This window comes from Candidatus Eisenbacteria bacterium, from assembly GCA_016930695.1.
Classification (GTDB): domain Bacteria; phylum Orphanbacterota; class Orphanbacteria; order Orphanbacterales; family Orphanbacteraceae; genus JAFGGD01.
Genome location: JAFGGD010000045.1, coordinates 67,625 through 91,267, shown reverse-complemented (window position 1 = coordinate 91,267; position 23,643 = coordinate 67,625). Strand labels below are relative to the sequence as shown.

The following is a 23,643-nucleotide window of genomic DNA, read 5'->3' as shown; positions in this document are numbered from 1 at the left end:
GTCACTCGCCTCCTCCCTTGCGCGGCGCCCGCCGAAGCGTGCCCATCACGAGGGCGAGAAAAACTTTGATCATGTAGTAAACACCGCGAACCGCCGTGATCGACGAGCTGCCGCCGCCGCGTTCCCTGAGACGGGCGGGCACCTCCCGCACCGCGTAGCCGGCCCGCGAGAGGATCAGGATCGCCTCCGGCTCCGGGTAGTCGCTGGGATACTCGCGGGCGAAGAATTCGATCACCCGGCGGTTCGCCGCCCGGAAACCGCTGGTGGTGTCCCGGAAACGGCGGCCCGCTAGAAGGGAAACCGTAAGGGAGAAGAAAAGGATGCCGGCGCGGCGCGCCCACGGGGAACGGTAATCCCCCCGCTCGTGAAAGCGGGAGCCCACCGCCAGATCCGCCCCCTCTTCGAGCGCCTCGAGAAGGCGGGGGATCTCGGCGGGGATATGTTGTCCGTCGCCGTCCACCTGCACCGCCGCGTCGAATCCCTTTTCCCGGGCGTAACGGTAACCGGTCTGCATCGCCGCGCCGATGCCGAGGTTGTGGGGGAGGCGGAGCACCACCGCGCCCGCGCGCCGCGCCGCGCCCGCCGTGTCGTCCTCGGAACCGTCGTCGATCACCACCACCATCGCCCCCGGCAACGCCTCACGGATCTCCCGGACCACGCGGCCCACGGTCCCCTCCTCGTTCCACGCCGGAACAAGCGCCACCACGCCGCCGCTCATCATCCCTCCCCTCCGCGCCGGCCGGCGCCGATCCAGAAGCGGGCGACGCCGGCGGACATGCCGATCCCGCGGGCGAAGGAGCGGAGGAAACGGACCGGCAGGAAGGCGGCGAGCCGCGGATCGCCTTTTCGCCGGAGGATCGCCGCGGTCGGGAGGGCGGCGGTGAGGAGAAGCGTACCGGCCGAGAGGGCGAAGAGGAGCCGCGCCGGTCCCCAGGCGAGGAAGGGAATCGACGCGAGGGCGAGGAGGGCGGAGGGGGGCTCGATGAAATCGGCGAAGCCGCTGTAATCGTCGCCGCTCATCTTTTCCGGGTGTTCGCGGTACAGCTTCATTCTCCAGTACCCGTGCCGCGCCTGTTCCTTCAAATAACGGCCGAGACGTTCGGGGTGCTCGTGCGCGACCCGCGCCTCGGGATCGAAGAGAAGCCGGCGCCCCGTCTCGCGGATCCGGTAGGAGAGGTCGTTGTCCTCGCCGCTCGCCCGGCGGTAGCTCTCGTCGAAGCCACCCGTCTCCTCCAGCACCCGCCGCGGAACGGCGAGGTTGTAGGAGCCGAGGAAACGAACCTCGCGCCCCATCCGCCGGTGGCGGAGGGCGATCTCCTCCTGCACGCACGCCGCGAGGAGAGAGTCGCCGTTGGCCGCGTCATAGGAGCCTCCCGCCGCTCCGGCCCCCTCCTCCCGGAGGAGCGCCGATAGACGGGCCGCCCAATCCGGCGCCGGGTAGCAGTCCGAATCGGTGAAGAAGATCGGATCGCCCGCCGCCTCCCTCCAGCCGCGGTTTCGCGCCGCCGCGGGTCCGCTGTTTTCTTGTCGGATCACGCGCGCGCCCGCATCGGCCGCCTCGACGGCGGTGCCGTCGGAGGAGCCGTCGTCCACGACGATCACCTCCGTCTCGCCGCGCAACCCGCGCTGCCCTCCGGCGGCGCGCACCACCGCGCCGATCCTCTCCGCGGCGTTGTATGCCGGAACGACAACCGAAAAAACCGGCTCCTTCGCGCGCCCACGTTCCTCCATCGATCAGCCCCCGGCCCCCGGCCCCTCCCGGTACCAGGCCGCCGTCTTCTCCACCCCTTCCTGCAAGGAAACGCGCGGGACGAAGCCGAGGTCCTCCCGCGCCGCGGAACAGTCCGCCCACGTGTCGCGCACGTCCCCCTTCTGCCAGTCCGAACGGAGGACCGGGACCTCGCGACCCGTCGTCTGGGCGACGATTTCGATCAAGCGGTTCATGGAGACCCTCTCGCCGCCGCCCAAATTGTACGCGCCCCGGGGCGCCTCCCTCTCCGCCGCCGCCAGGTTCGCATCCACGATGTCCGACACATAGGTGAAGTCCCGTGTCTGCCCGCCGCCCCCGTAGAGGGGGAGAGGATCACCGCCATAGGCGGCCCGGAGCAGGCGGAAGAGGGCCATGTCCGGCCTTTGGCGGGGACCGATCACCGTGAAATAGCGAAGCGCGGTAAAGGGAACCCCGTGGTTCATCCGATAAAGATGCCCCAGGTGTTCCGCCGCGAGTTTGGTGACGCCGTAGGGGGAGTGGGGACGTTTCACCGAATCCTCTCGAACCGGCAGTTCCTCCGCGTTTCCGTAGACGGACGAAGAGGAGGCGAACACGAAACGGCGCAAGGGGAAACGGCGGGCCGCCTCGAGTAGTTTCTGCGTAGCGAGGATATTCGCCGTGACATAACGGTCGAACTCGGTCCCCCAGCTGGCGCGCACGCCCGCCTGCGCCGCCTGGTGGAAGACCACATCGATCCCCTCCAAAAGGCGGTCCGTGTCGGCGTCGAGGAGATCCTCTCGGAAGAGGCGGAAACGATCGGACCGCAGAAGGGAGGCGACGTTCTTCTCTTTGCGGAGCGGGTCGTAGTAATCGGTGAAGGAGTCGATGCCCGTCACCGTCCACCCTCCGCGGACGAGCGCCTCCGCCAGGTGGGACCCGATGAACCCCGCCGCTCCCGTGACCAGCGCTCTCGCGGGCACGCGGCCGTCCCGTTCTTTCATCGTCCCTCCTTCTCCCGTTTCGCGCGCTCCAAGACACGCTCCACTTCGCCCAGCTGCCCCTGGATCACGGTGTCGTCGGGATGGATGGCGAGCCACTCCCGCAGCGTTTCGCGGGCTCCCTCCCAATCTCCCCGCTCGACGAGGAGACGCGTCAGCCTCACATACGATTCCCGGTTGGTGGGGCGGTAATGGATCGCCTCGCGGTAGTGGCTCTCCGCCTCGTCCTTCGCCCCCTCCTTCTCGCGGATGAAGGCGAGTCCCAGATGGGGACCGATCGATTCGGGCGCCTGGGCGAGCTGCCGGAGAAAGAGAGTTTCCGCTTCTTCGTATCGCTCCGCTTCCACGAGTAGAGGCCCCATCAGCGCCTCGTACACACGATATCCGGGGGTGATCCTGCCGGCCATCTCCATGTTCCGGATCGACTCTTCGTAGCGCCCCTCGTTCCGGTATTGAATCGCCAATCGCCCGAAGGCGGTCGAGTAGTTGGTGATCAACTTCACCTGGTTGCGATTTCGCGCCACCTTCCGGTCGAGAGCGCCCGTCTCGTCCAGAATCCCCCGGTAGCGGTAGATCTTCCAGAGGTTCCTCTCGCAACGCTCCGTGTCGAGCAGCTGAGTCAGCTCCTCCGGGACGAGGCGGTACACGAGCCCCTCGAGGCTGAGGCGTTTCTGCTCGTCCAGCCCCATCAGGTCCGCCACGGTGACGGCGAAATAGAGAGGCCGTTTCCACCGGTTGGCGCGGGCGATGTCCATGATCGCCAGGTCCTTGACGAGCACCACTTCCCCTTCCTTGGTCCTGTAGGGGCGAAGACGTTTCACCTCTTCGTCGGTCCAACTGAAGGGGACGCGGGGCTCCAGGTTTTTCAGCTGCCAGATGTACCAATCGGTGTTCAGAAGCGCCAGGTTCACCACGCGAACGTCCCGGCGCACTCCCTCCACTTCCTGCAGATACCAGAGCGGGAAGGTGTCGTTGTCGCCGTTGGTGAAAATCACCGCGTTCGGATCGAGGGAACTCAGGATGTTCCAGGCGTAGTCGTTGGCGATCAGGTTCCCCCTCCGATCGTGGCTCTGGAAGTGCATCACGCACACGCCGAAGGGGAGCAGCAGGAGCAGGGCGGCCGCGGGCCGCGTCACGATACCCCCGGGGAGGCTCGTCCTCCGAAGGACGCGCCGGAGCCGCTCGAAAAGAAACGCCGCTCCGAGCCCCATCCATCCGCCCCAGAAGAAGAAGGAAGGAGCGAAAAAGTAGTCCCTCTCCCGAACCTCATGATCCGTAAAGTTCATGTAGAAAATGAGGAAGAGACTGGTGATCAGAAAAAGGGTCGCGAAGAGCGGAAAAGTCCGGCGATCCCTGCGGAGATGGACGGCGAGGCCGAGAACGCCGAGCAGGGGGAGGAATCGACCGTATTGGTCGCGAAAATACCCCCAGAACATGTCGAACTGGAAAGACCAGCTCGCCTGCCGGACGAAGGGATTGTTCGGCTTGTACTGCTTCCGAAGCAGGAAGTCGAGCAGCGCCTGTCGCGTCTCCGGGTTCGCCTCGTCGATGGACGGGTTCATGGCGGACCGTATGGGGAGATAGAAGTGCACCGTCACGCCGAGGAGCGTGAGAAAGAGGAGAAGCGCCAGGAACCGCCCGTCCAGGATCGCCCGCCTGTCCACGGCAAGCACGAAGAGGAGGAAGGCGGGGAGCGCCAGGTAGGTGCCCAGGTGCACGCCGATGGAGAGGCTGAGCACGTATCCGATCAGGAGAAGGGGCTTGCGGTCCCTCTCCTCTCCGCACCGCTCGTGCCAGCGCAGAAGGAGCCAGAGGGAGAGGCAGATCACCAGAAGGCTCGGCGCGTACACCTCCGCTTCGGTGGCGTTGGTCCAACAGGTGGAGCCGAAAGCGGCGAAGAGCGCCCCCACCGCCGCGCCGAGACGGTACGTCCGGCGATCGGTTCGGTCCCCGTCCGCCGGCACGATCCTCCGGCCGACCACGGCGAGGGAGAGAAAGAGAAAATAGGCCGCCGCCGCGCCGGTGACCGCCGAGAGGAGATTGATCCGAACCGCGGGAATCCCGAAGGGGAGAAGGGCGAAGATCCGCCCGACGAGCACGTAGAGCGGCGTACCGGGCGGGTGGGGGATCCCGAGGATGTATCCGGCGGCGATGAATTCTCCCGAGTCCCAGAAGGAGACGTTCGGCGCCATGGTGATTCCATAAACCGCCGCGACGATCACGAGCACGACGAGCGCCGTCCACCCGTCCCCCCCAAGGGATCGGGCGCTCCCCGTCCTCCCTCCCATTCTGTCGAACGCCGTTTCGTTCACTTCGCCCATTCCCCGTCGCCCGCGGCGCCGGTTTCCATTCCGTGTAAGTTCTGCGAGTTTAACGCGATCGGTCGTCCCGTTGCAAGACCGGCACGGATCCCGCCTTCTTCGGCACACCCGATCGCAGCAGGAAGATCCCTCCGCCGAGAAGGCTCACCACCACCCCGATCAGATAGGCGAGGAAGGAGATGGAGAAGGCCAGCTCCTGCGGGATCCCGATCCGTGCGTACAGGTAGACCCCCAAGCTTTCGCGGACGCCCAGACCGTTGATGCTGATCGGCAGCGCGATGAAAACGGCGATCAGGGGAATGAAGAGGAAGAAGTAGACCGCCGGGGCTTCGATCCCGATGCTGCGGGCGGCGAGATAATGCACGCCGATCCGGAGTGTCTGCACCGGTAGGGCGATGGCGAGGGCGCGGAAGAGGGCGCCCCTCTGATCCCGATATAGGAAAAGCGCGGTGAGGACCGATTCCGTCTTTTTTCTCACCCACAGGAAGGGGATGTGCCCGGCGGCGCGGAGGGTCAGACGCGAGACCCGGCGGCTCAGCATCATCAGACCGGCGCCCAGAAAGAGGACGAGAAGAACGGGGACCAGGATCAGGAAGGGTTCCCTGCCGAGTACGGAGAGGGTCGGCACCACGGCGACCGCGGCGAGAATCGTGAGAACGGCGAGACCGGCGGCGCGGTCCACCATCGTGGCGGCCACCGCCCCCCCGCCCCGCCCGGTGGAGCGATAGACATCCACCACCTTGATCACGTCGCCCCCGATGTTGGCGGGGAGAAAATTGGAAAAGAAGAGGCCCACGTAGTAAAGGGAGATCGCCTTCCGCCAACCGATTCGGATTCCCTGCGCGCGCAGAAGCAGGTTCCATTGGCAGCCGCCGAGGATGTTGCTGACGGCGAAGGAGAGAAGGCCGATCGCGAAGGGGATCGGATGGAATCGGTCCCGCGTCTCGGCGATCACCCGTCCGAGCATCCCTCCGCTCAGCAGCCAATAAAGAAGACCGACGCTGAGCACCGTCTTGGCCAAAAAGAATAGGGATCTCTTGGCGCGGGGATTCATTCTTCTTCCCCTCCGGCATCCGCGCGGAACGCCGAGGCCGCCCCGTCCCCGCGTCGCGGCCCGAATACGATCAAATAGGCCGCCGAGAGGAAAAGGGTGACGATGCTGATCGCCGTCCCCGCCCGAAGGGAGCCCGATGTAAAGCGCATCTCCACGCGGCGCTCCCCCCCCTCTTCCAACACGATTCCGCAGAGGGTGTGGTTCACGGGTCGGACTTCGCGGTGGTCGCCGTCCACCCGGGCACTCCAAGCGGGATAAAACATCTCGTTCACGAGCAGAACTCCCGGTCCGTCGCTCTCCACGTTCATGACGATCCGGTTGGTCCCCCACTCGATCACCGTCGCGCGTCCCGAGGCGCCGCGCCCCTCCGGGAGAAACGTTCCCTCCTCCAGGAGGACCGTCTCCGACGGGTCGAAGCCGGGGGAGGCGAGACGCTCCAGAAGGGGCGGGCCGGGGGGCGATGTTTCCCACTGACCGTAAAAGACCGCCTTGGGAAGCGCGGTCGTGTTCCGGCCGAGACGGAGCGTGGCGCCCTCGGGCTCGTAGTAGGTGAAAACACGGACGCCGAGAAGGTCCATCATCCGGCGGAAGGGAAAATCGGCGGAGATCTGCACGTCCTCGTATCGCTGGAGCTTGAGCTGGTTGTATCCGTCCACGCTGGGGATCCGGTTCACGCTCCCCATGTTGCGCGGCAGGATCAGCCCTTCCGGCGCACGGGTTTTGACGCGGTAGAGGCCCCCGTCCGACTCCCGCCGGAGCAGGTCGATCATCTCTTTCCGCCCCCGGTAGAAAGCGTCGGGATCGCGGTCCGAGGAATTAAAGGTCCATCCATAAATAAATAGTTCGGCGATCATCAGCCCGAGCAGCCCCGCGCGGATCCCTCGCCCGAGGGGGCGCCCGGTCCATGCCCAACGGAGGAGAGCGGCCGACCCGGCGGCGACAACGGCGAGAAAGACCAGAAGCGAGCGAAAGGCGACGGCGGCCGCACCGGGAGGCAGGCCCTCTCCCGTGGCGGTCGCATCGGGACGGAAGAGGAGCCAGGACAACGTCCCCGCCGCGAAAAGCGCTCCGCAGGCGGATGTGAGAGCGATCTTTCTCCCCCTCCCCCAGGAGTGGGGCGCTCCGAGAAGCGCCGCCCCCCGCCCGGCGAGAACGGTGAGGGCGAAGGCGGTAAGGAAAAGCGCCCTCCCGGGACAGCGAAAGCGGTCATAGACCGGCATCAATCGATAGAGGAGAGGATGGAGCGGGCCGTACCCGCCCAGCCCGAGCAGCAAGGCGAGAAGCGCCAAGAGCCAGAAGAAAAGCGTCATCCGCCTCAAGGGTCCGTGGGCGATCGCCGCCGCCGCCAGAAGGAGCACCAACACGCCGGTGTAGGCGCAAAGCTCCCAGTGATAAAAATAGGATCCCGGTCCCCAGTAGTTCCCGGTCTTCCAACCCGCCGTCGACCCATACAGCTTCGGCAAGAGGAGCGTCGGCAGGGACGCCGGCTCGAAGCTGCACTCGATCGATTTCTCGTAGGTCATCTCGGAGCGGACCGAGAGCCGGGACATCTCCTCCGTCGGGAGAAGCTGGATCGCCGCGACCCCGGCGGCGACCAGGAGGAGAAGCGCCGCGAGGGCGGGCGGGATCGCGCGCCGCCGCCATCCCCCGCCCTCTCCGAAGGGGCGGGCCGCCAGGTAGAGGGCGAGAAGCCCGAGGGTGAAGATACCGAAGAGGGAATACTGCGGCGACCCGCCGAGGAGGGAGAGGCCGAAGAAGAGACCGCCCAGCACCGCGGCGGCCGCGCTCCTCCGCTCAGCGGCTCGCAGGTAGAAGAGAAGCGCCAGGGGGAGCCAGGCGACAACGGCGAGGACGTTCCCGTGAATCATTCGAACCGTGAAGAATCCGGAGAGCGCCCAGGCGGTTCCGGCGAGGGCGGAGGCGTAGGCGCAGGCGGTGAACCGCCGGACGAAAATGTAGAGAAAAAAACCGCCGAGGAGGGCGTGCGCCACCGAGAGAAGCTCCACCCAGACCGGCGCGAGCCAGCCGCCCGCGACTCCCGCGGCGAGGAGGAGGTTCGGCGGGTAGAAGGCGGCGGCCTGTACGTCCGCCGCGTAGGGCATGCCGCCGAACTGGTAGGGATTCCAGAGCGGGAAGGTTCCGCCGCGCAGCTCCACCGCCTGGAAGGCGCGATAGGGGAAGTTCTGGTAGAGAAAATCCTCCCAGAACCAGGCCCGCTCGAAGGGGAACCCGATCAGGTTCCTCCAGTAGTAAAGAATCAGCACCGCTCCGAGGAAGAGGAGGACACCGAGGGCGTCCCGCGCGGCGGTGCGTTCCTCCCCCTTCACCTCTCCTCTCCCCGACCCGCCAGCGCGCGGAGCCATTCCAGGGTTTCCTCCGCGGAACGGTCCCAGCGAAACCGCCCCGCCCAGAGGACCGCCTCCTCGGAGAAACGGCGGCGCAGTTCCCGGTCGGTGAGGAGCCGTCGCACACGGTCCGCCATGGCTTCCACGTCGCCGTAGGGGAAGAGAAAACCGGTCCGCCCGTCCCTCACGGCGTCGCGGAGGCCCGGCGCGTCGCTCGCCACCACCGGCGTTCCGCAGGCGTTCCCCTCGATGGTGGTCACCCCCCAACCCTCCTTCGGAGAGGGAGTCACCATCACCATCGCCCGCCTGAGAAGATCCACCTTGGTCGCCGTGTCGACGAACCCATGGAAGGAAACGGCGTCGGCGAGCCCGAGACGGTCCTTCAAGCGGTGGAGGCGCGGGAGATCGTCCCCTTGCCCCACCACCACGAGGTGCGCCTCCGGAATCTCCCGCCGGATGCGGACCAGGGCGTGAAGAATCAGGTCGATCCCCTTGTACTTCTTCACCCGTCCCAGATAGAGGATGCGCCCCGGCGCCGGTTCCACCGATCGGTCCGGTTTGTAGAGATCGTGATCCACCGCGTTGTGGATGATTCGGATCCTCTCGTCGGCGAAACCGTTGCGCCGCAATTCGTCCGCCGTCGATTCGGATACGACGCAGAAGGGGATCTTCCTGTAGGTGTGGCGCACCACCCACTCGCCGGCGCCCACGTAGGCGGCGAAGAGCGGGTTCGTCTCCTTCCAGATCGAGGAGCCGAAGAAATGGTGGAGGATCGCTCCGCAGGGGACACGGACGGCCAGGGGGAGAAAGAAGGGGAGTTTGTTCAGGTCCTCCACCACCACGTCGTAACCCTCCCGCCGGAGGCGCCGGAACCAGGCGGGAAGCACGTGGAAATGGAAATCGAATTTACCGCCTACGCGGAGGACGCGCACGCCCCCCACGTACTCCTCTTCGAGCGCGCCGGGAAAACGATGCGCCAGGAGCGTGACGGAATTTCCCATCGCGGCGATCCGGCCGAAGATCTCGTGCAGATGCACCTCGGCGCCGCCCGCCTCCGGATTCTTGCCGTCCCTCCAGTTGACCACGAGAATGCGGAGCCCGTCGATCCTACCGCCCTCCCGAATCGGCCCGGCCGTCGTAAAAACTGATGCAACATAGCATAACGGGAACAGCCCCGTCAACGAGGGAGAGATTCTCCGGGCTTCTCAGGAACCTTCCGGGGTGGATTCCGCGCCGGTCTCCTCGGCGCCGGAATCGGCTGCGCTCTCCTCGGCGCCGGAATCGGCTGCGAGGCTCCCCGGTTCCCTCTCCCGAAGGATCCGGTCGAGCACGCCGTTCACGAAGGAACCCGACTCATCGGTGGAGTACGTGCGGACCAACTCGACCGCCTCGTCGATGATGATCGCCGGCTCCGGTCGTCCGCGCACCAGATGCTCCGCGAGGGCGATGCGGATCACGTTCCGGTCGATGAAGGGCATCCGATTGACCCGCCAGCGGTCGGAAGCGGATTCCAGAGCGGCGTCGATCCTCTCCCGGCGGGAGAGCACCGCCTCCACCAACACGACGGCGAAATCGAGGACCGCCTCGTTCTTTTCGTATTCGTCCACGCGGACGCGCACGTCCTCCCACTTCTCACCGGTCAGGTCGAGACGGTAGAGGAGCTTGAGGGCGAGTTCGCGCCCCCGCCGGCGTTTCCCCACTAGCCGAGATCCTCCTTCATCAGCGCGGCCATCTCCAGCGCGGAAAGGCCCGCGTCCCAGCCGCGGTTCCCCTGTTTGGCGCCCGCGCGCTCCAACGCCTGATCGAGCGTATCGGCGGTCACGATGCCGAAGAGGACCGGCACGCCGGTGTCGAGGGCGATCCGGTTGATCCCCTTGGCCACCTCGCCGGCCACGTAATCGAAGTGAGGGGTCTCGCCGCGGATCACCGCGCCGAGGCAGATCACCGCGTCGTACGACTTGGTGGCCGCCATGCGCGCCGCCACGAGGGGGATCTCGAAAGAGCCGGGAACGCGCACCACACGCACGTCCTCCTCGGCGACTCCGTGGCGGACGAGGCAGTCGAGGGCGCCGTCCAGGAGACGCCGGCCGATCATGTCGTTGAAACGACTCAGCACGACGCCGAACTTCTTTCCCGTTCCGTCCAGCCTACCCTCCACAACACGCGCCATGGCTCTCTCCTTCCTTCTCCTCTCCGTCCACACGATCCGTCGTGTGGAGCAGATGGCCCAGCTTGTTCTTTTTCGTCAACAGGTAACGCCGGTTCATGTCGTTCGCCTCCACCTCGATGGGGAGGCGTTCCACCACCCGCAGCCCGTAAGCCTCGAGACCGACGATCTTCTTCGGGTTGTTGGTGAGCAGGCGAATCTCATGCACGCCGAGTGCGCGCAGGATCTGCGCGCCGATGCCGTAGTCCCTGAGGTCCGCTTCGAAACCGAGGCGGAGGTTCGCCTCCACCGTGTCCAGCCCGCAATCCTGCAGATGATACGCGCGCAGCTTGTTCTTGAGGCCGATGCCGCGCCCCTCCTGCCGCATGTAAAGGAGAACGCCCCGTCCCTCGGCGCCGATCCGCGCGAGAGCGCCCCGCAGTTGGTCCCCGCAATCGCAGCGGAGCGAGCCGAAGACGTCGCCGGTGAGACACTCGGAATGGACGCGCACCAGCGCCGGCCCGCCTCCTCCCACGTCTCCGAGGGTGAGCGCCAGGTGGGGAGAGCGCTGCAGCTGGTCCTCGAACATGTGGAGCCGGAAGGAACCGTGCTCGGTGGGGAGCGTCGCCGTCGCCACGCGCTCCACCAGCGTGTCCCGGTTGAGACGGTACTGGATCAGGTCGGCGATGGAGACGAGCGGAAAGCCGTGTCGGGCCGCGAAGACGCGCAGCTCCGGCAGGCGCGCCATGGTCCCGTCCTCGGAGAGGATCTCGCAGAGCACACCCGCCGAATAGAGGCCGGCCATGCGCGCCAGGTCCAACGCCGCCTCGGTGTGTCCCGCCCGGCGAAGCACGCCGCCGTCGGCCGCCGTGAGGGGGAAGATGTGGCCGGGACGGCCGAGGTCCTCGGGTCGCGTCGCCGGATCGACCAGCGCCCGTATGGTCGCCGACCGGTCCGGCGCGCTGATGCCGGTGGTGGTGCCGCGGAGCGCGTCCACCGAAACGGAGAAGCGGGTCCCCAGACGCGCCGTGTTCTCCGACACCATCGGGTCCAGCCGCAGCTCGCGGCAACGTTCCTCGGTGAGGGGGACGCAGATCAGTCCGCGCGCCTCCCGGCTGAGAAAGTTCACCGCCTCCGGCGTCGCTTTCTCCGCCGCGAGGATCAGGTCCCCCTCGTTCTCCCGGTCCTCGTCGTCGACGACCACCACCATCTCACCCCGGCGGATCGCGTCGATCGCCTCCTCGACGGGCGAGAAAGCGCCGGTTCTTTTCTCCATGTCATCCATAACCGTTCTCCCGATACCAATCCGGGGAGCGCCCCCCGCCGGGGAGCAGACTCTCCACGTATTTGGCGATCACGTCCACCTCGATGTGTACGGGATCGTCTGAAACTTTTTTACCTAAAACGGTTTCCGCGAGCGTCTCCGGAACGAGCGCGATCCGCGCGATCCTTCCCTCCCGCTCCGCCACGGTCAGGCTCGTGCCGTCGACGGCGATCGATCCCTTCTCGACCACGTACCGTTCCGTCCCTTCCGGCAAAAGCACGGTGAGGATCTTCCCCGTCCCTGCCGGGCGGAGAGAGACCACGCGGCCGACGCCGTCCACGTGCCCCTGCACCATGTGTCCGCCCATCCGATCCCCCGCGCGGAGCGCCCTCTCCAGGTTGACCGGCGAGCCGGGCCTCAGCCGCTCCAGATAAGTCCGCCGGCGCGTCTCGCCGACCACGTCCGCCTCGAAAGAACCGTCACGGACGAGAGCCGCGGTCAGACAGACGCCGTTCACCGCCACCGAATCCCCCCGCTCCAGCCCCTCGGCGATCCGCGGCGCGTCGACACCGAGGCGGAGCGCGTCGCCGCTCCGGCGTAACGAGGCGATCCGCCCCACTTCTTCTACGAGACCGGTGAACACGATTCCCTCTCCGGTTCCAGCACCACTTCCAGATCGGCGCCCCGCCGCCGGACTTTCTCGATCCGCATCGGCATCGCCTGTCCGAGCGCCAGGTCCCCCAAGCCGGGGAAGAGATCCTTCCCCCGTCCGAGCAGTTTCGGCGCGTAGAAAAGGTGAATTCGATCCACCAGGCGTTCGCGGAGGAAGGATCCGGCCACGACGCCTCCCCCCTCGACGAGGACGCGCCGCGCCCCCTCGCCGTGCAGGCGCTCGAGCACGGCCCGGAGAGGCACCTCTCCGTCCGGCGCGGCCGGGAAGGTCCACACCGTCGCCCCTCTCTCTTCGAGGGCGCTCTTTCGCGAACGGGGGGCGCTCTCCATGGCGGCGATCCGCACGCGCGCGGCGTCCGCTTCACGAAGGGTGCGCGCCGAGAGAGGGGTCCGCAAGTCGCCGTCGAGGAGAACGCGAAGGGGCTCGCGCGTCGAGCCGCGTCGACGCGCGGTCAGGAGGGGGTCGTCCACGAGTACGGTGCCGATCCCCGCGATCACGGCGTCCGTACCCCAGCGCAGGTGGTGCACCACTTTCCTCGACTCCTCGCCGGAAATCCACTGCGAGACGCCCAGACCGTCGGCGATCTTCCCGTCCAAGGTGGCCGCCATCTTGAGATCCACCCAGGGACGCCCCTCCCGAAGGGCGAGAAAGAACGCCTCGTTCAGACGGAGCGCCTCCTTCTCCCCCTCTCCGACTTCGACCCGAACCCCCGCCTCACGGAGACGGTCGATCCCGAGACCGCACACCTCGGGATAGGGATCGATCGTCGCCGCGTTCACCCGGACGATCCCCGCTTCGAGGATCCTGTCGGTGCAGGGACCGGTACGGCCCCGGTGGCAGCATGGCTCCAGCGTGACGTAGAGTGCGGCGCCCCTCGCCTTTTCCCCCGCCTCCTCCAGAGCGATCGCCTCGGCATGCGGTTCGCCCGCGCGGCGGTGCCATCCGCGACCGATCACCCTCCCCCCGAGGACCACCACCGCGCCGACCATCGGATTGGGCGATGTGGTTCCCCGCCCCCTCTCGGCGAGGCGGAGCGCTTCCCGCATGAAAGGTCCGGGTGGGTTCCCCTGGATCGTCATGGCTAAAAAAAACCCCCGTGAATCACCGGGATCCGCGGGGCACATCACGCACGGGCGCGCGCTACGACCTTCTCCCATCCCGACTTTCACGGTCGGCCCCGTAATTCCAACGGGTCAACGGAGACGCCTCTCCGCTCGCGGGCTCTCACCGCCGGTGGGGACTCTCACCCCGCCCCGAAGATCCTCTCGGATTGTCTAACTATTTCCGAGATATAAATATAGCTATCTACCCCCTCTTCGTCAACCCCTTTCTCGCTTCCCCTCCACGGCGCCGGGGCGTCCGTTCTCCCGTGGGTGCGGTACCGGGGCGACCACCACCGAGCCTCCGGGGCTTTAGAGGTCGTTCCCCCTTTTACAGCCTCCGGATCGATGCGTAGCGCACCATGATCTTCTTCGTGAATCCCGCGTCGAAGCGCACGGTGATCTTGGTCTTCTCGCCGCTCCCCTCCACCCCCTCCACACGCCCGATTCCCCATACGCCGTGGCGGATCCTCTCTCCCGGAACGAGAACGGACGCTTCCTGGGATTCGTTCTCGTAATCCGGGAAGGGGTCCTGCTTTTCCCGTGGCGCCGCCGTTGCGGCGGGAAAGAGGGAAGGCCGGAAGGAGCGCGCCGGGTCCGGTCCGAGGAGCCTCTCCTCGATCAGCTCCGGCGGAATCTCCTCGAAAAACCGGGAAGGAACGCAGGGGGCGATTTCCCCGAAACGCATGCGGCTCCGCACCGAGGAGAGGGTCACCTTCTCCTTCGCCCGGGTCAGTCCGACGTAGAAAAGGCGCCTCTCCTCCTCGATCTCGTCGTCGCTCATCATGGAGAAGGCGTGCGGGAGAAGCCCCTCCTCGACGCCGGCGATGTGGACCCGAAGAAACTCCAAACCCTTTGAATTGTGAAGTGTCATCAGCGTGACCGCGTCCAGCCCCTCTTCCCAGGTGTCGATGTCGGTGAGCAGGGATACTTCGGCGAGAAAATCGACGAGGGTGCTCTCGGGATTGCGGTTCTCGTACTCCGCCACCGCGGAAACGAGTTCTTCCACGTTCTCCGCGCGCATGCTTCCCCTCTCCCCTTCCTTCTCCTCCAGGGCTTCGACGAAACGAAGCTCCTGAACGAGGTCGCGGAGGATCCCGTGAGGGGAACCGCCCGCGACGCTTCTCTCGGCGTAGCGGGCGAGCAGGAGATCCAGGCCGGCGAGGATCTTCCGCGCCCGTGCGCTCAGGTCCGTCGCCTCTCCGGCCGAGGCGAGCGCGCGCCGTAGCGGGATTCCCCGTCCGGCGGCGAAGGCGACGAGCCGTTCCCTGGTGACGTCGCCGATCCCCCGGGCCGGCACGTTCAACACGCGGCCGAGGGAAACGTCGTCCCGCTCGTTGACGAGAACGCGCAGATAGGCGAGAAGATCCTTCACCTCTTTTCTTTCGTAGAAACGCGTTCCTCCCACGATGGTGTACGGGACGGCATGCAGGCGCATCCCCTCTTCGAGGGAACGGGATTGGGCGTTGGTCCGGTAGAAGAGGGCGAAATCCGCCGGGCGGTTCCGCCCGTCGCCGATCCTCCGCGAGATCTCCCGCGCCAAGGAGAGCCCCTCGTCCCGCTCGGTGCGGAACTCGAGGCGTTCCAGCATCTCCCCTCCCTCCCGGTCGGTCCAGAGACGCTTCCCGCGCCGGCCCCGGTTGTGGCCGATCACCGCGGACGCCGCGTCCAGAATCGGTTTCCGTGAGCGGTAGTTCCTCTCGAGACGCACCACCCGCGCGTCGGGAAAGCTCTCCTCGAAACGGAGGATGTGCCGCACGTCGGCGCCTCGCCAGCGATAGATCGATTGGTCGTCGTCGCCGACGGCGCAGACATTGTGGTGAGCGCCGTGCAGAAGCCGCACCGTCTCGTTTTGAATTACGTTCACGTCCTGATATTCGTCGACCAACACATGCTCGAAACGGTAGGCGTACTCCTGCAGGATCTCCGGGTGATCGTGAAAGAGACGGACGGGGCGGAGGAGGAGATCGTCGAAGTCGAGGGCGTTCATCCGCCGGAGCCCTTCTTCGTAAAGAGGGGCGATCCGGTCGAACTCCATCCTTTCGGGCGTGCGCGGCCCGTTCCCCTCACCGCCACCGATCCCTGCGGACGACGACTTGCGCCGGCGGATCGCGGAAAGGATGCGCCCCACCCTCTCCGCCGTCGGGTCCAGCCCCTGGTCCTTGCAGAGAGAACGGATCAGGCGGCGCTGATCGTCGTCGTCGAAGATGGTGAAGTCCCGGTCGAGGCCGGTTCGGTGCGCCGTTTCGCGGAGGAGGCGCGCGCCGATGGAGTGAAAGGTGCCGACCCAGAGTCGGTAGGGGAGACGGCCGATCAGTCCCTCGATTCGTTCCCGCATCTCCCCCGCCGCTTTGTTGGTGAAGGTGACGGCGAGGATCCGGGAGGGGGAGACGCCCCTTCGCCGGACAAGGTGGGCGAACCGGTAGGTGAGCACCCGTGTCTTGCCGCTACCGGCGCCGGCGAGGACCAGGAGCGGCCCCTCCTCGTGGAGGACCGCCTCCCTCTGCTCGTCGTTCAACTCTCTTTCCAGATCCAGCCCGCTTTCCATCGATGCGTCCGCCTAGTAGGGAAGCCGGACCCGGAGGTCCAGATTGAGGAATCGATTGCCGTCGCTCAGGGTGCCCACCTCTCCCTGAATCACCAGGGACCGCCGGAGCCGGTACTCCACCCGGACCTGTCGTTCGGGGATGGGGAGGTTCTCCCGTGTGGGACTCCTCTCCTGTTCCCTCTCGTCGTCCGTGCGCAGTTTCTGGGAGAAGCCGACGTAAAGATCGCTGGAGAGGTAGTTCCCGTAACGGATCTCGGGGAGCTCTTCGCTCGTGCCGATCTCGATCACGCCGATATCGCCCAGACCACGACTCATCTCGCGGCTCAAACGGTTGGCGAAGGAGGTGAACCAGGAGGAGAGAATCTCGCCGGAGTTCACCTCGTCCTGCGGGTGCGCCCGGAGGGTGAGCATGCTCAGAATCTCCCCCTCGCTGTACCCGGACTCGGAAGTGGGGAGTACCTGCATTTCCCCTTCATCGCGGACGAGGCGAATCTCGATCCTCTCGTCCATCACGTCGGTCTCGGCCGTAAGATCCACGTCCGCACGCCGTATGTCCGCCGGATCGGTGAAGGTAACCTGCCCCTCCGTAACGCGAAACTCGTTGTTGTACAACCAATAACGCCCGCGGAGCACATCGAAGGTGCCGAGCGCGCCGAAACCTTCCGAGGAACGGCGCAGTTGGGCTTCGCCGCCCAGCTCCAGGTCGGCCGTCCGATTCCGTATCCAGAAATTCTGCGGCGCCCGCAAGAAGATGTCGCAGGTCCAGCTCGGTTCGGTCGTGGGATCGAAGACGGACCCACTCCCGTCTCCGTCGCCGACGGCGAGTTCTCTCTCGATCAGCGCCCCGCGCACGTCCGCTTCTCCGGAGATGTGCGGGACCACCTTGCGGAAGAGGGTCGTGTCCGGCCGAAGGGCGAGGTCTCCGTCGAAGGTGAGCTGAACGCCGTCTGCGAGGAGCATGTCATACTGCTGCGCCCGGAAACCGATGTCGTAGGTGGCGGGACGGAAATCCTGCAGGTTGACGGTGCCCCAGGCGTTCAGCCTCCCCCGCTCACCGGAGCGGGAGCGGAAGCGGACCACATTGACTCTCTTTTCGTCGAGGAGGAAGCGCGCATCCACCCGATCGAAGAACACGGAGGACCCGGAAAGGAAGACGAGCCCGTCGCGCACCTCGAACACTCCGTCCATCACCGGATCGGCACGATCGCCGGACAGTTTCGCTTCGAGAGTGAAGTTTCCCATGCTCTCCTCCACCGGTCCGGCGAGGAGGGCGAGAAGCGCCAGATCTCCGTCGGGTACGCGCAGGTCGAGCCGGAAGGGGCCGTGGTCGAGAGGCGTCAAGGAGCGATCCGCGAAGGAGATGCGAAGCGGCAGGCGGCCGGAAATCCGGTTCCCCCTTCCCCAGAAGGGATCGAGCCGGACGACGAATGCGAGGGAGTCCGCGCCGGCGCAAATCGAGTCGGCGCGAATCGTCCCGATCGAATAGCCCCGGAACACCATGGAGGAACCGACCGCCGCCGCGGTCAGAACGGGCTCGCTCCAGCTTCCGCCGACGGCGATGTCCGCGCTCAATTCTCCGTCCACCGCCTCGAGACGGTCCGTGAGGAAGCGGAGATCCTCCAGTGGATAGTCCCTCACCGAAATCACCGCGCGGATCTCCTCATTCGGCGCCTCTTCCGGTTCGAAGGGGAGGAAACCCTCGGTGCGGATCCGCGCCTCCTCGTCCCTGCCGGTCAGAAGAAGCGAGTCGACGTGAATCGTCGAACCCAAAACGAACAGCGCGCCCTCCACGCGGCGGAAGGGAAAATCGGAATCCTCCGCCCTGGAGAGTATCCAACGGAGATCGCCCACGCGGTTTCCCCGCCTTCCCAGCACGGAAGCCTCCAGATCGACCCGCGCCAGAATGTCCGGCGGCAAACCGACCCATTCCGCGGCGCGCGCGAGATCCGCGCCGCCTACGCGCAGATGCGCCCGCATCGAGTCGCCGTCCGGGCTCTCCCCCTCGAAGGAGATCGCTCCTCCTCCGTAAGGGAAACTGACCGGCTCCACCCCGTATCCCTCCGGATCCCACCAGAGATCGATTCGGCCCGGGTCGACGGCGAGGAGATCCCCTTCGAACAGCCGCGTCCTCTCGAGCCGTACGTGGTTGCGGCGTCCGACCCAGTCGACCGACCCCGCGCTCCGGAAGGTCCAGTCGCCCCTCCACGCGGCGAGGGTGTCGATCCGGATTCCACGGTCCTCGAGTCCGATGTCGACGCGGGCCGAGTCGATCCCACCCCCATCGAAGGTCGCCTCTCCGACGCGCATTCGGGAAAGCCCGGTCAAGCGATCCCCCCGCTTCTCGAACCACCCTTCGAGGAAGAGTCGATCGGCGCGGAAACGCTCCACCCGCCCTCTCTCGACGGTCGCCTCCCCCTCGGCGCGCATCCTCTCCGGCCCTCCGTCCACGTGCAGCACGAGGCGCGCCGAACCGTCCAGGGAATCCACGCCCGCGGTCCTTCGAAACTCGGCGAGGGATGGAAGGCTCGCCTCGAGGTCGCCGAGAAAGGAACCGTCGAAACCGACCCGCCCCGAGAAGCGCAGGTCGGACGCGGCGGTGCGAATCGCGCTCTCCTCGATGCGCACCGCGTCCCCCTCCGCCCGTCCCTCGATTCGCGCGTCCCGGATGGTCACGTCTCCGTACCGGCTCCGGCCGAGTCGCATGGCGAATCTTCCCTCGAGGTTGGTCAAGTCCCTCCCCTCTCCGGTCCAACGGATCGTTCCGTTCAGATTCGATGTGCGGCCACCGGCCACTCCCTCGCCGAAACGAGAGGTGTCGATCTCCCGAAAGGCCGCCGAGAGGCGGCTCTCCCCTCCCCCGGAAAGGTCCACCCGGCCCGATCCTTCGAGGAAGGCGCCGTTCAGGCGGGCCGTAATACTTCCCAAGTCGACGTAATGACCATGAATGGATCCGGAAGCCGCCAGGTCCCGCCACTCCAGAGTATTCAGCGCGCCGTCGGAACGAACCGTCAGATCGAGTGAATCGGGCGTTCCGGCGAAACGGATCTCCGCCCTCGCCTCCCCCCTCTCGACGACGCGCGAACGTCCGAGGAGGGGGAGAATCTCCTCGAGAGAGAGCGGATCGAAGAAGATCTCTCCGCGCCCCCGGAGGGACGGATCGAGACGGAAGAAGCCCCGCTCGCGGAAGCGGGTCGCGCCGAAGGACCCTTCCACGTCGCACGAGCAGTCGTCGGCTCCGACCAGGAAAGATCCCGCCAGGGTGACGCGGACATCACCGCCGCCGCCGGGGATTTCCCAATCCGCTTCGAGGCGGGCGAGTTCGAAGAGAATCGCACCGTCCGCGCCTCGGATGGCTCCCTCCATGCCGATTTCCCGAGCGGGCGCGGGGCCGGCGAGTAACGCGCCCCCCTCTATGGCCAGGTGCTCCACGAGAAAAGGAGGCCGGATCGAGCCCGCTTCCCTCGTCCGCCGGTCGCCCCTCCCTTCGCCCGCGCCCTCCCGGAGGAGAAGTTCGGGACGCATGACTCGGACCGAACGGATCCGCGGCGGCGCCTGGAAGAGGTCGACGATCCGGTAGGAGAGATCGATCCTCTCGGCGCGGAAGTGATCACCGCCCTCGGTGAAAGCCTCCACGCGCTCCGCGCGAAGGCGGGAGAAAGGATCGCCGCCGAGCCCGCCGATCCGAACGGTGAGGCCGGTCCGCCTCCCGATCTCCTCCGCCAACTGGACACGCGTGATTTCCGCCAGGTACGACCTCCCCAATAAGGCGAACACGAAAAGGGAGGCGATGAGAAGCGCCAGAACGATCCCGAGATGGATGAGTCTTCTTCTCATAGCTTCCCTAAAAAGCCTGTCCGATGCTGAAATGGAACAGGTCCCTGGACTCCCTCTCCCCCGTCTCGGTAACGCGGGGTTTGAGTTTCCGCCCATAGTCGACCCGGAGCGGCCCGAAAGGCGTATAGACCCGGAGGCCGCCGCCCACGCCGTAGCGGACGTCGTCCCGCGTCACCTCTTCCGGCTCCTTGCCCAACTCCCAGTCGGAAAGAACCGCGTCGCCGAATCGTTGCCATCCGGCGCCGGCGTCGATGAAGAGCACGCCGCCGAGACGCCAGAAAAGGGGGAATCGGGCTTCCGCGTTCGCGAGGAACATATAATTGGCCGGCCCGATCGCTTCCTCGCGATATCCGCGCACGGAGTTCGCGCCGCCCAATCGGAAACGTTTGTAGTCCGGCAGGGCGTCGTCCGGCGCGAGGGATCGGAGCCCGCCCGCCTGGGCGCGCAGCGCGAGAACCGCTCGACCCGGCACGCGGCGGTAGAGGGCGCCGCCGAGGGTCTCCTTGAAGAACTCGTTGTCGCCGCCGAGAAAGGTCCCGGCGAACTCCACGCTCGTGTGCAGCCGCGATCCGGCGGTGGGATCGAGAAGGTGGTCCCGCACGTCGCGCTCGAAGGTGAAGGCGAGGGAACGGGTGATGTCGGGCCGGAGCAGTTCCTCGTCGACCGGCTCGCTCGGCTCCTCCGCCTTGGCCCACTCCAGGGAGAAGATGATCGATCCCTTGGTCCTCTTGTTCAGATCCCGGGAGAGGGAGAACGCCGTGGCGGTCTGAATGAGGCGATAGCTCTCCAGGGTCCGCTCATTCTCGCTCCCCTCGTTCAACACGAAATTCTCCAGGTTCATCCTCTCATGGGTGACCTTCCACATCCCCACCGTGCGGGTTCGAAACATCCACGGCTCGATGATGGAGAACGTGTATTTCTGCTCGAAATCCCGGTCTGCAAAGAGTTCGGAAAAGACCGTTTCCAGATAGACGGTCCTGCCCGTGCGGAGCACGTTCCGGTTGGTCCAATCGAAACTGAAACGGAACTGGTCCTCGGTGCCGAAGCCTCCGCCGAAGCCGAACCAGCGCAGTTTCTTCTCCTTGATCGATATGCGGATCGGCACGGCGCCTTTCCCGTCGAGAGGGTCCCGGATCATCGCCACGTTGTAGTAATAACCGGTCTGATACACCCGGTCGCGGCTGTCCAGAAGGCGGGTTCGGTCGTACCAGTCTCCCTCGTGAAAGGTGAGTTCCCTCAGGACGAAACGGGGACGCGTGTTCTCGGTTCCCTCGACGGTGACGGGGCCGATACGGACCCGCGGTCCGGACCGGATCCGGAAAAGCACGTCCGCCGCGCCCGCGCCGATGTTCTCGACGTGTTCCACCTCCGCTTCGGGGTATCCGATCTCGGCGAGACGGCCGTAGATCCGCACCTGATCCCTCGGCAGAAGTTCCCGGTTGTACGGCGCGCCCGCTTGAAGGCCGAGCATGCGGAGCAGCCTCTCCCGAGACGCCTCCCCGGGGAGACCCTCGAAGGAGACGGCGCCGACCAGAGTGCGCTCCCCCTCTTCGATGCGGATCGTGATCGCCACGCTCCCCCGTTCTCGGTCCGGCACGACCCGCTTCTCCGAGATCTCCGCGCCGAGGTAGCCGGCGCGGTTGTACTGTCGGATCACATCCTCCAGGTCCCGGGCAAGCCAGGTCGCGCGGTATCGACCGGAATGGAACCACCCCCCTTTCGTCCGGCTCATCCGGTCGCGGATCTCCTCGTCGGAGAACACGAGGTTCCCCTCGATCGTGAGAGAGCGGATCGCCGTGGAGGGGAGCGTCATCGGATCGTAGGCTCGGGCCGGGCCGGCGAGGAGAAGCAGCGACAAGAGCAACAAGGGAAGCGACCATCGCGCCGGGAAGCCGTTCCACGCACCTTTCCGGTCCCGCACAGGAATCATCCTATCCTCGCCGCCGATGGTCGGGTCTTGCCTCCGAACCCGTACCGCCCCATAATACCCGAGAAACAGGTGCGATCCAACCGGAGGTCCGTTATGCGCGTCGCCGCCGCGCTTTTCCTCATCCTGCCGCTGCTCGCCTGCTCCGGTCCGAAAGACACGGACCGGGAATCGCTGGAGCGTATCTACATCCGGCTGGTGGAGGCGGGATCGCCCGGCCGGGAACCGGCCGTCGACGATTTGGAGGCGCTTCGGGCGACTTTGGATTCGCTCGGAGGCAGGGCGCGCGTCGAATCCCTTCTCACGGCGAGCATGGAGAATGAACCGGGAAGGTGGAAAGATCTCCTCGATTCCCTCGCTTCCTCGAACCCCTGATCCATCCCCCGTTCGAGCCCCCGGTCAATCGAACAGGCGCCCCACATCGAAGAAGGTGACCGTAACCATCATCGTGAGGATCACCAAGAGGCCGACCTGCTGGGCGATCAGCCGGTGCTTCAGGGCGAGCGGCTTTCGGCGGACCGCCTCGATGCCGAGGAAGACCATGTGCCCCCCGTCGAGCACCGGTATGGGGAACAGGTTCAGAATGCCGAGTTCCACCGAGAGAAAGGCGAGAAGGGTGAGCAGCGTGTCGAGACCCCGCTTGGCGCTCTCCCGGGAGAGGTTGAAGATGGAAACCGGTCCGCCCACCATGTCCCGGGAAACGCCGCCGGTGAAAAGCCTCTGCAGGAAGACGAAGACGTTCTCGGTCACCCACCAGGTTTGCCGGGCGCCCTCGGCGAACGCCCCGATCGGGCCGAGTCTTTTCTTGTCGACATACTCTCCGATCTGCAGCTTGCCGACCGTGCGAATCGTCCCGTCCGGGCCGGTTTCCTCCACCGGGTCCGGCGTGATCCGGACACGGTTTTCCGTCCCCGCCCTCTCGTAAAGGATCTCCAGTTCCCGGCCCGGCGCCGCCTCGATCCGTCCCCGCATCTCCCTCCAGGTCCTGACCCGCTCGCCGTCCACGGCGAGAATCCTGTCCCCTCGGGCGAGCCCCGCCGCGCCCGCCGGCCCCTCGGGAGAAACGGCGCCGACGCGGGTATCGTATTCCGGGGCGATTCCGACCGGCTCTCCCTCGCGGGGTTTCAAGGAGATCGTTCTCTCCGTTCCCTCCCTCTCCACGGTCAGAAGAAGCGGACCGTCCTCCCTCTTCCCGATCCTCCCGGCCATCTCGACCCAATCCCCGACCGGGTCCCCGCCGACGCGCACCACGCGATCCCCGGGGAGGACACCCGCTTCCTCCGCCGCCGTCCCGGGGAGGACGAACCCGACAACCGTCGTTTCGATCCAATCGGCGCCATAGGCATAAAAAATCAGGGAGTAGACCAGAGCGGCCAAAACGAAATTGGCGGCCGGGCCGGCCAGGATCACGGCGGCCCGATCCGCCACGCTCTTCCGATGGAATCGCCACGGCTCGTCCCGCCCGGCTTCGTCTTCTTCCGGATCCTCGCCGGACATCTTCACGTAGCCGCCGAAAGGGATCCAGGAGATTTTATAGAACGTGTCCCCCCGCCGGAAACCGGCGATGGCGGGACCGAAACCGATCGAAAAGGTTTCCACCCGGATGCCCCGCCACTTGGCCACCACGAAGTGGCCCATTTCGTGGACCAGGACGAGCACACCGATCACCAGAACCGGCGCGAGAAAGGGGAGAAACACGATTGCACTCCTTAATGCGAAAGC

At 66.2% G+C, this 23,643-nt stretch carries 17 protein-coding genes and 1 riboswitch; of the genes, 1 reads left to right on the top strand and 16 read right to left on the bottom strand.

The window, feature by feature from the left end; genetic code table 11:
• Position 1: 1 nt before the first annotated feature.
• From JW958_11035 to JW958_10965, 15 genes are all read right to left on the bottom strand, one after another.
• Positions 2-718 (bottom strand): glycosyltransferase family 2 protein, encoded by a 717-nt coding sequence (locus JW958_11035; protein ID MBN1826788.1) that lies wholly within the window; start codon positions 716-718, stop codon positions 2-4.
• The gene (locus tag JW958_11030; protein ID MBN1826787.1) at positions 718-1,731 is read right to left on the bottom strand and encodes a glycosyltransferase; all 1,014 of its coding nucleotides are present in this window, start codon (positions 1,729-1,731) and stop codon (positions 718-720) included. Before JW958_11030 ends, JW958_11035 begins: the two co-directional genes overlap by 1 nt.
• Positions 1,732-1,734: 3 nt before the next feature.
• Positions 1,735-2,712 (bottom strand): GDP-mannose 4,6-dehydratase, encoded by a 978-nt coding sequence (locus tag JW958_11025; protein ID MBN1826786.1) that lies wholly within the window; start codon positions 2,710-2,712, stop codon positions 1,735-1,737.
• Positions 2,709-5,030, bottom strand: a complete 2,322-nt coding sequence (locus JW958_11020) for a DUF2723 domain-containing protein (protein MBN1826785.1) — start codon at positions 5,028-5,030, stop codon at positions 2,709-2,711. The genes JW958_11025 and JW958_11020 overlap by 4 nt, the downstream gene beginning before the upstream one ends.
• 49 nt (positions 5,031-5,079) lie before the next feature.
• The gene (locus tag JW958_11015) at positions 5,080-6,084 is read right to left on the bottom strand and encodes a flippase-like domain-containing protein (protein ID MBN1826784.1); all 1,005 of its coding nucleotides are present in this window, start codon (positions 6,082-6,084) and stop codon (positions 5,080-5,082) included.
• Entirely contained in the window at positions 6,081-8,447 is a 2,367-nt protein-coding gene (locus JW958_11010; protein ID MBN1826783.1) for a hypothetical protein, read from the bottom strand. The genes JW958_11015 and JW958_11010 overlap by 4 nt, the downstream gene beginning before the upstream one ends.
• Positions 8,408-9,610, bottom strand: a complete 1,203-nt coding sequence (locus JW958_11005) for a glycosyltransferase family 4 protein (protein MBN1826782.1) — start codon at positions 9,608-9,610, stop codon at positions 8,408-8,410. Before JW958_11005 ends, JW958_11010 begins: the two co-directional genes overlap by 40 nt.
• Positions 9,611-9,634: 24 nt before the next feature.
• Positions 9,635-10,129 carry a transcription antitermination factor NusB gene (gene nusB / locus JW958_11000; protein MBN1826781.1) on the bottom strand — a complete coding sequence of 165 codons (495 nt, stop codon included), beginning with the start codon at positions 10,127-10,129 and terminating at the stop codon, positions 9,635-9,637.
• On the bottom strand, positions 10,129-10,599 hold the full coding sequence (locus JW958_10995; protein MBN1826780.1) for a 6,7-dimethyl-8-ribityllumazine synthase: 471 nt from the start codon (positions 10,597-10,599) through the stop codon (positions 10,129-10,131). The genes nusB and JW958_10995 overlap by 1 nt, the downstream gene beginning before the upstream one ends.
• Positions 10,577-11,851: a bifunctional 3,4-dihydroxy-2-butanone-4-phosphate synthase/GTP cyclohydrolase II gene (locus JW958_10990; protein MBN1826779.1), complete on the bottom strand. Its 1,275-nt coding sequence runs from the start codon at positions 11,849-11,851 to the stop codon at positions 10,577-10,579. The genes JW958_10995 and JW958_10990 overlap by 23 nt, the downstream gene beginning before the upstream one ends.
• A 1-nt stretch (position 11,852) precedes the next feature.
• A complete protein-coding gene (locus JW958_10985; GenBank protein MBN1826778.1) occupies positions 11,853-12,482 on the bottom strand; it encodes a riboflavin synthase in 630 nt (209 codons plus the stop codon).
• On the bottom strand, positions 12,464-13,591 hold the full coding sequence (gene ribD, locus JW958_10980) for a bifunctional diaminohydroxyphosphoribosylaminopyrimidine deaminase/5-amino-6-(5-phosphoribosylamino)uracil reductase RibD (protein ID MBN1826777.1): 1,128 nt from the start codon (positions 13,589-13,591) through the stop codon (positions 12,464-12,466). Before ribD ends, JW958_10985 begins: the two co-directional genes overlap by 19 nt.
• Positions 13,592-13,653: 62 nt before the next feature.
• A riboswitch (FMN riboswitch) is annotated at positions 13,654-13,777 on the bottom strand.
• A gap of 166 nt (positions 13,778-13,943) precedes the next feature.
• Entirely contained in the window at positions 13,944-16,160 is a 2,217-nt protein-coding gene (locus JW958_10975) for a UvrD-helicase domain-containing protein (protein MBN1826776.1), read from the bottom strand.
• A gap of 12 nt (positions 16,161-16,172) precedes the next feature.
• Positions 16,173-19,994, bottom strand: a complete 3,822-nt coding sequence (locus tag JW958_10970; GenBank protein MBN1826775.1) for a translocation/assembly module TamB domain-containing protein — start codon at positions 19,992-19,994, stop codon at positions 16,173-16,175.
• Positions 19,995-20,001: 7 nt separating this feature from the next.
• The gene (locus JW958_10965) at positions 20,002-21,924 is read right to left on the bottom strand and encodes a BamA/TamA family outer membrane protein (protein ID MBN1826774.1); all 1,923 of its coding nucleotides are present in this window, start codon (positions 21,922-21,924) and stop codon (positions 20,002-20,004) included.
• Positions 21,925-22,017: 93 nt separating this feature from the next.
• Between JW958_10965 and JW958_10960 the strand changes: the two genes are divergently transcribed.
• Positions 22,018-22,296 (top strand): hypothetical protein, encoded by a 279-nt coding sequence (locus JW958_10960; protein MBN1826773.1) that lies wholly within the window; start codon positions 22,018-22,020, stop codon positions 22,294-22,296.
• A gap of 24 nt (positions 22,297-22,320) precedes the next feature.
• On the opposite strand, the gene rseP is transcribed toward JW958_10960, so the two are convergent.
• Complete coding sequence (gene rseP / locus JW958_10955) at positions 22,321-23,619, bottom strand: RIP metalloprotease RseP (protein MBN1826772.1); 1,299 nt, start codon at positions 23,617-23,619, stop codon at positions 22,321-22,323.
• Between the last annotated feature and the right edge of the window lie 24 nt (positions 23,620-23,643).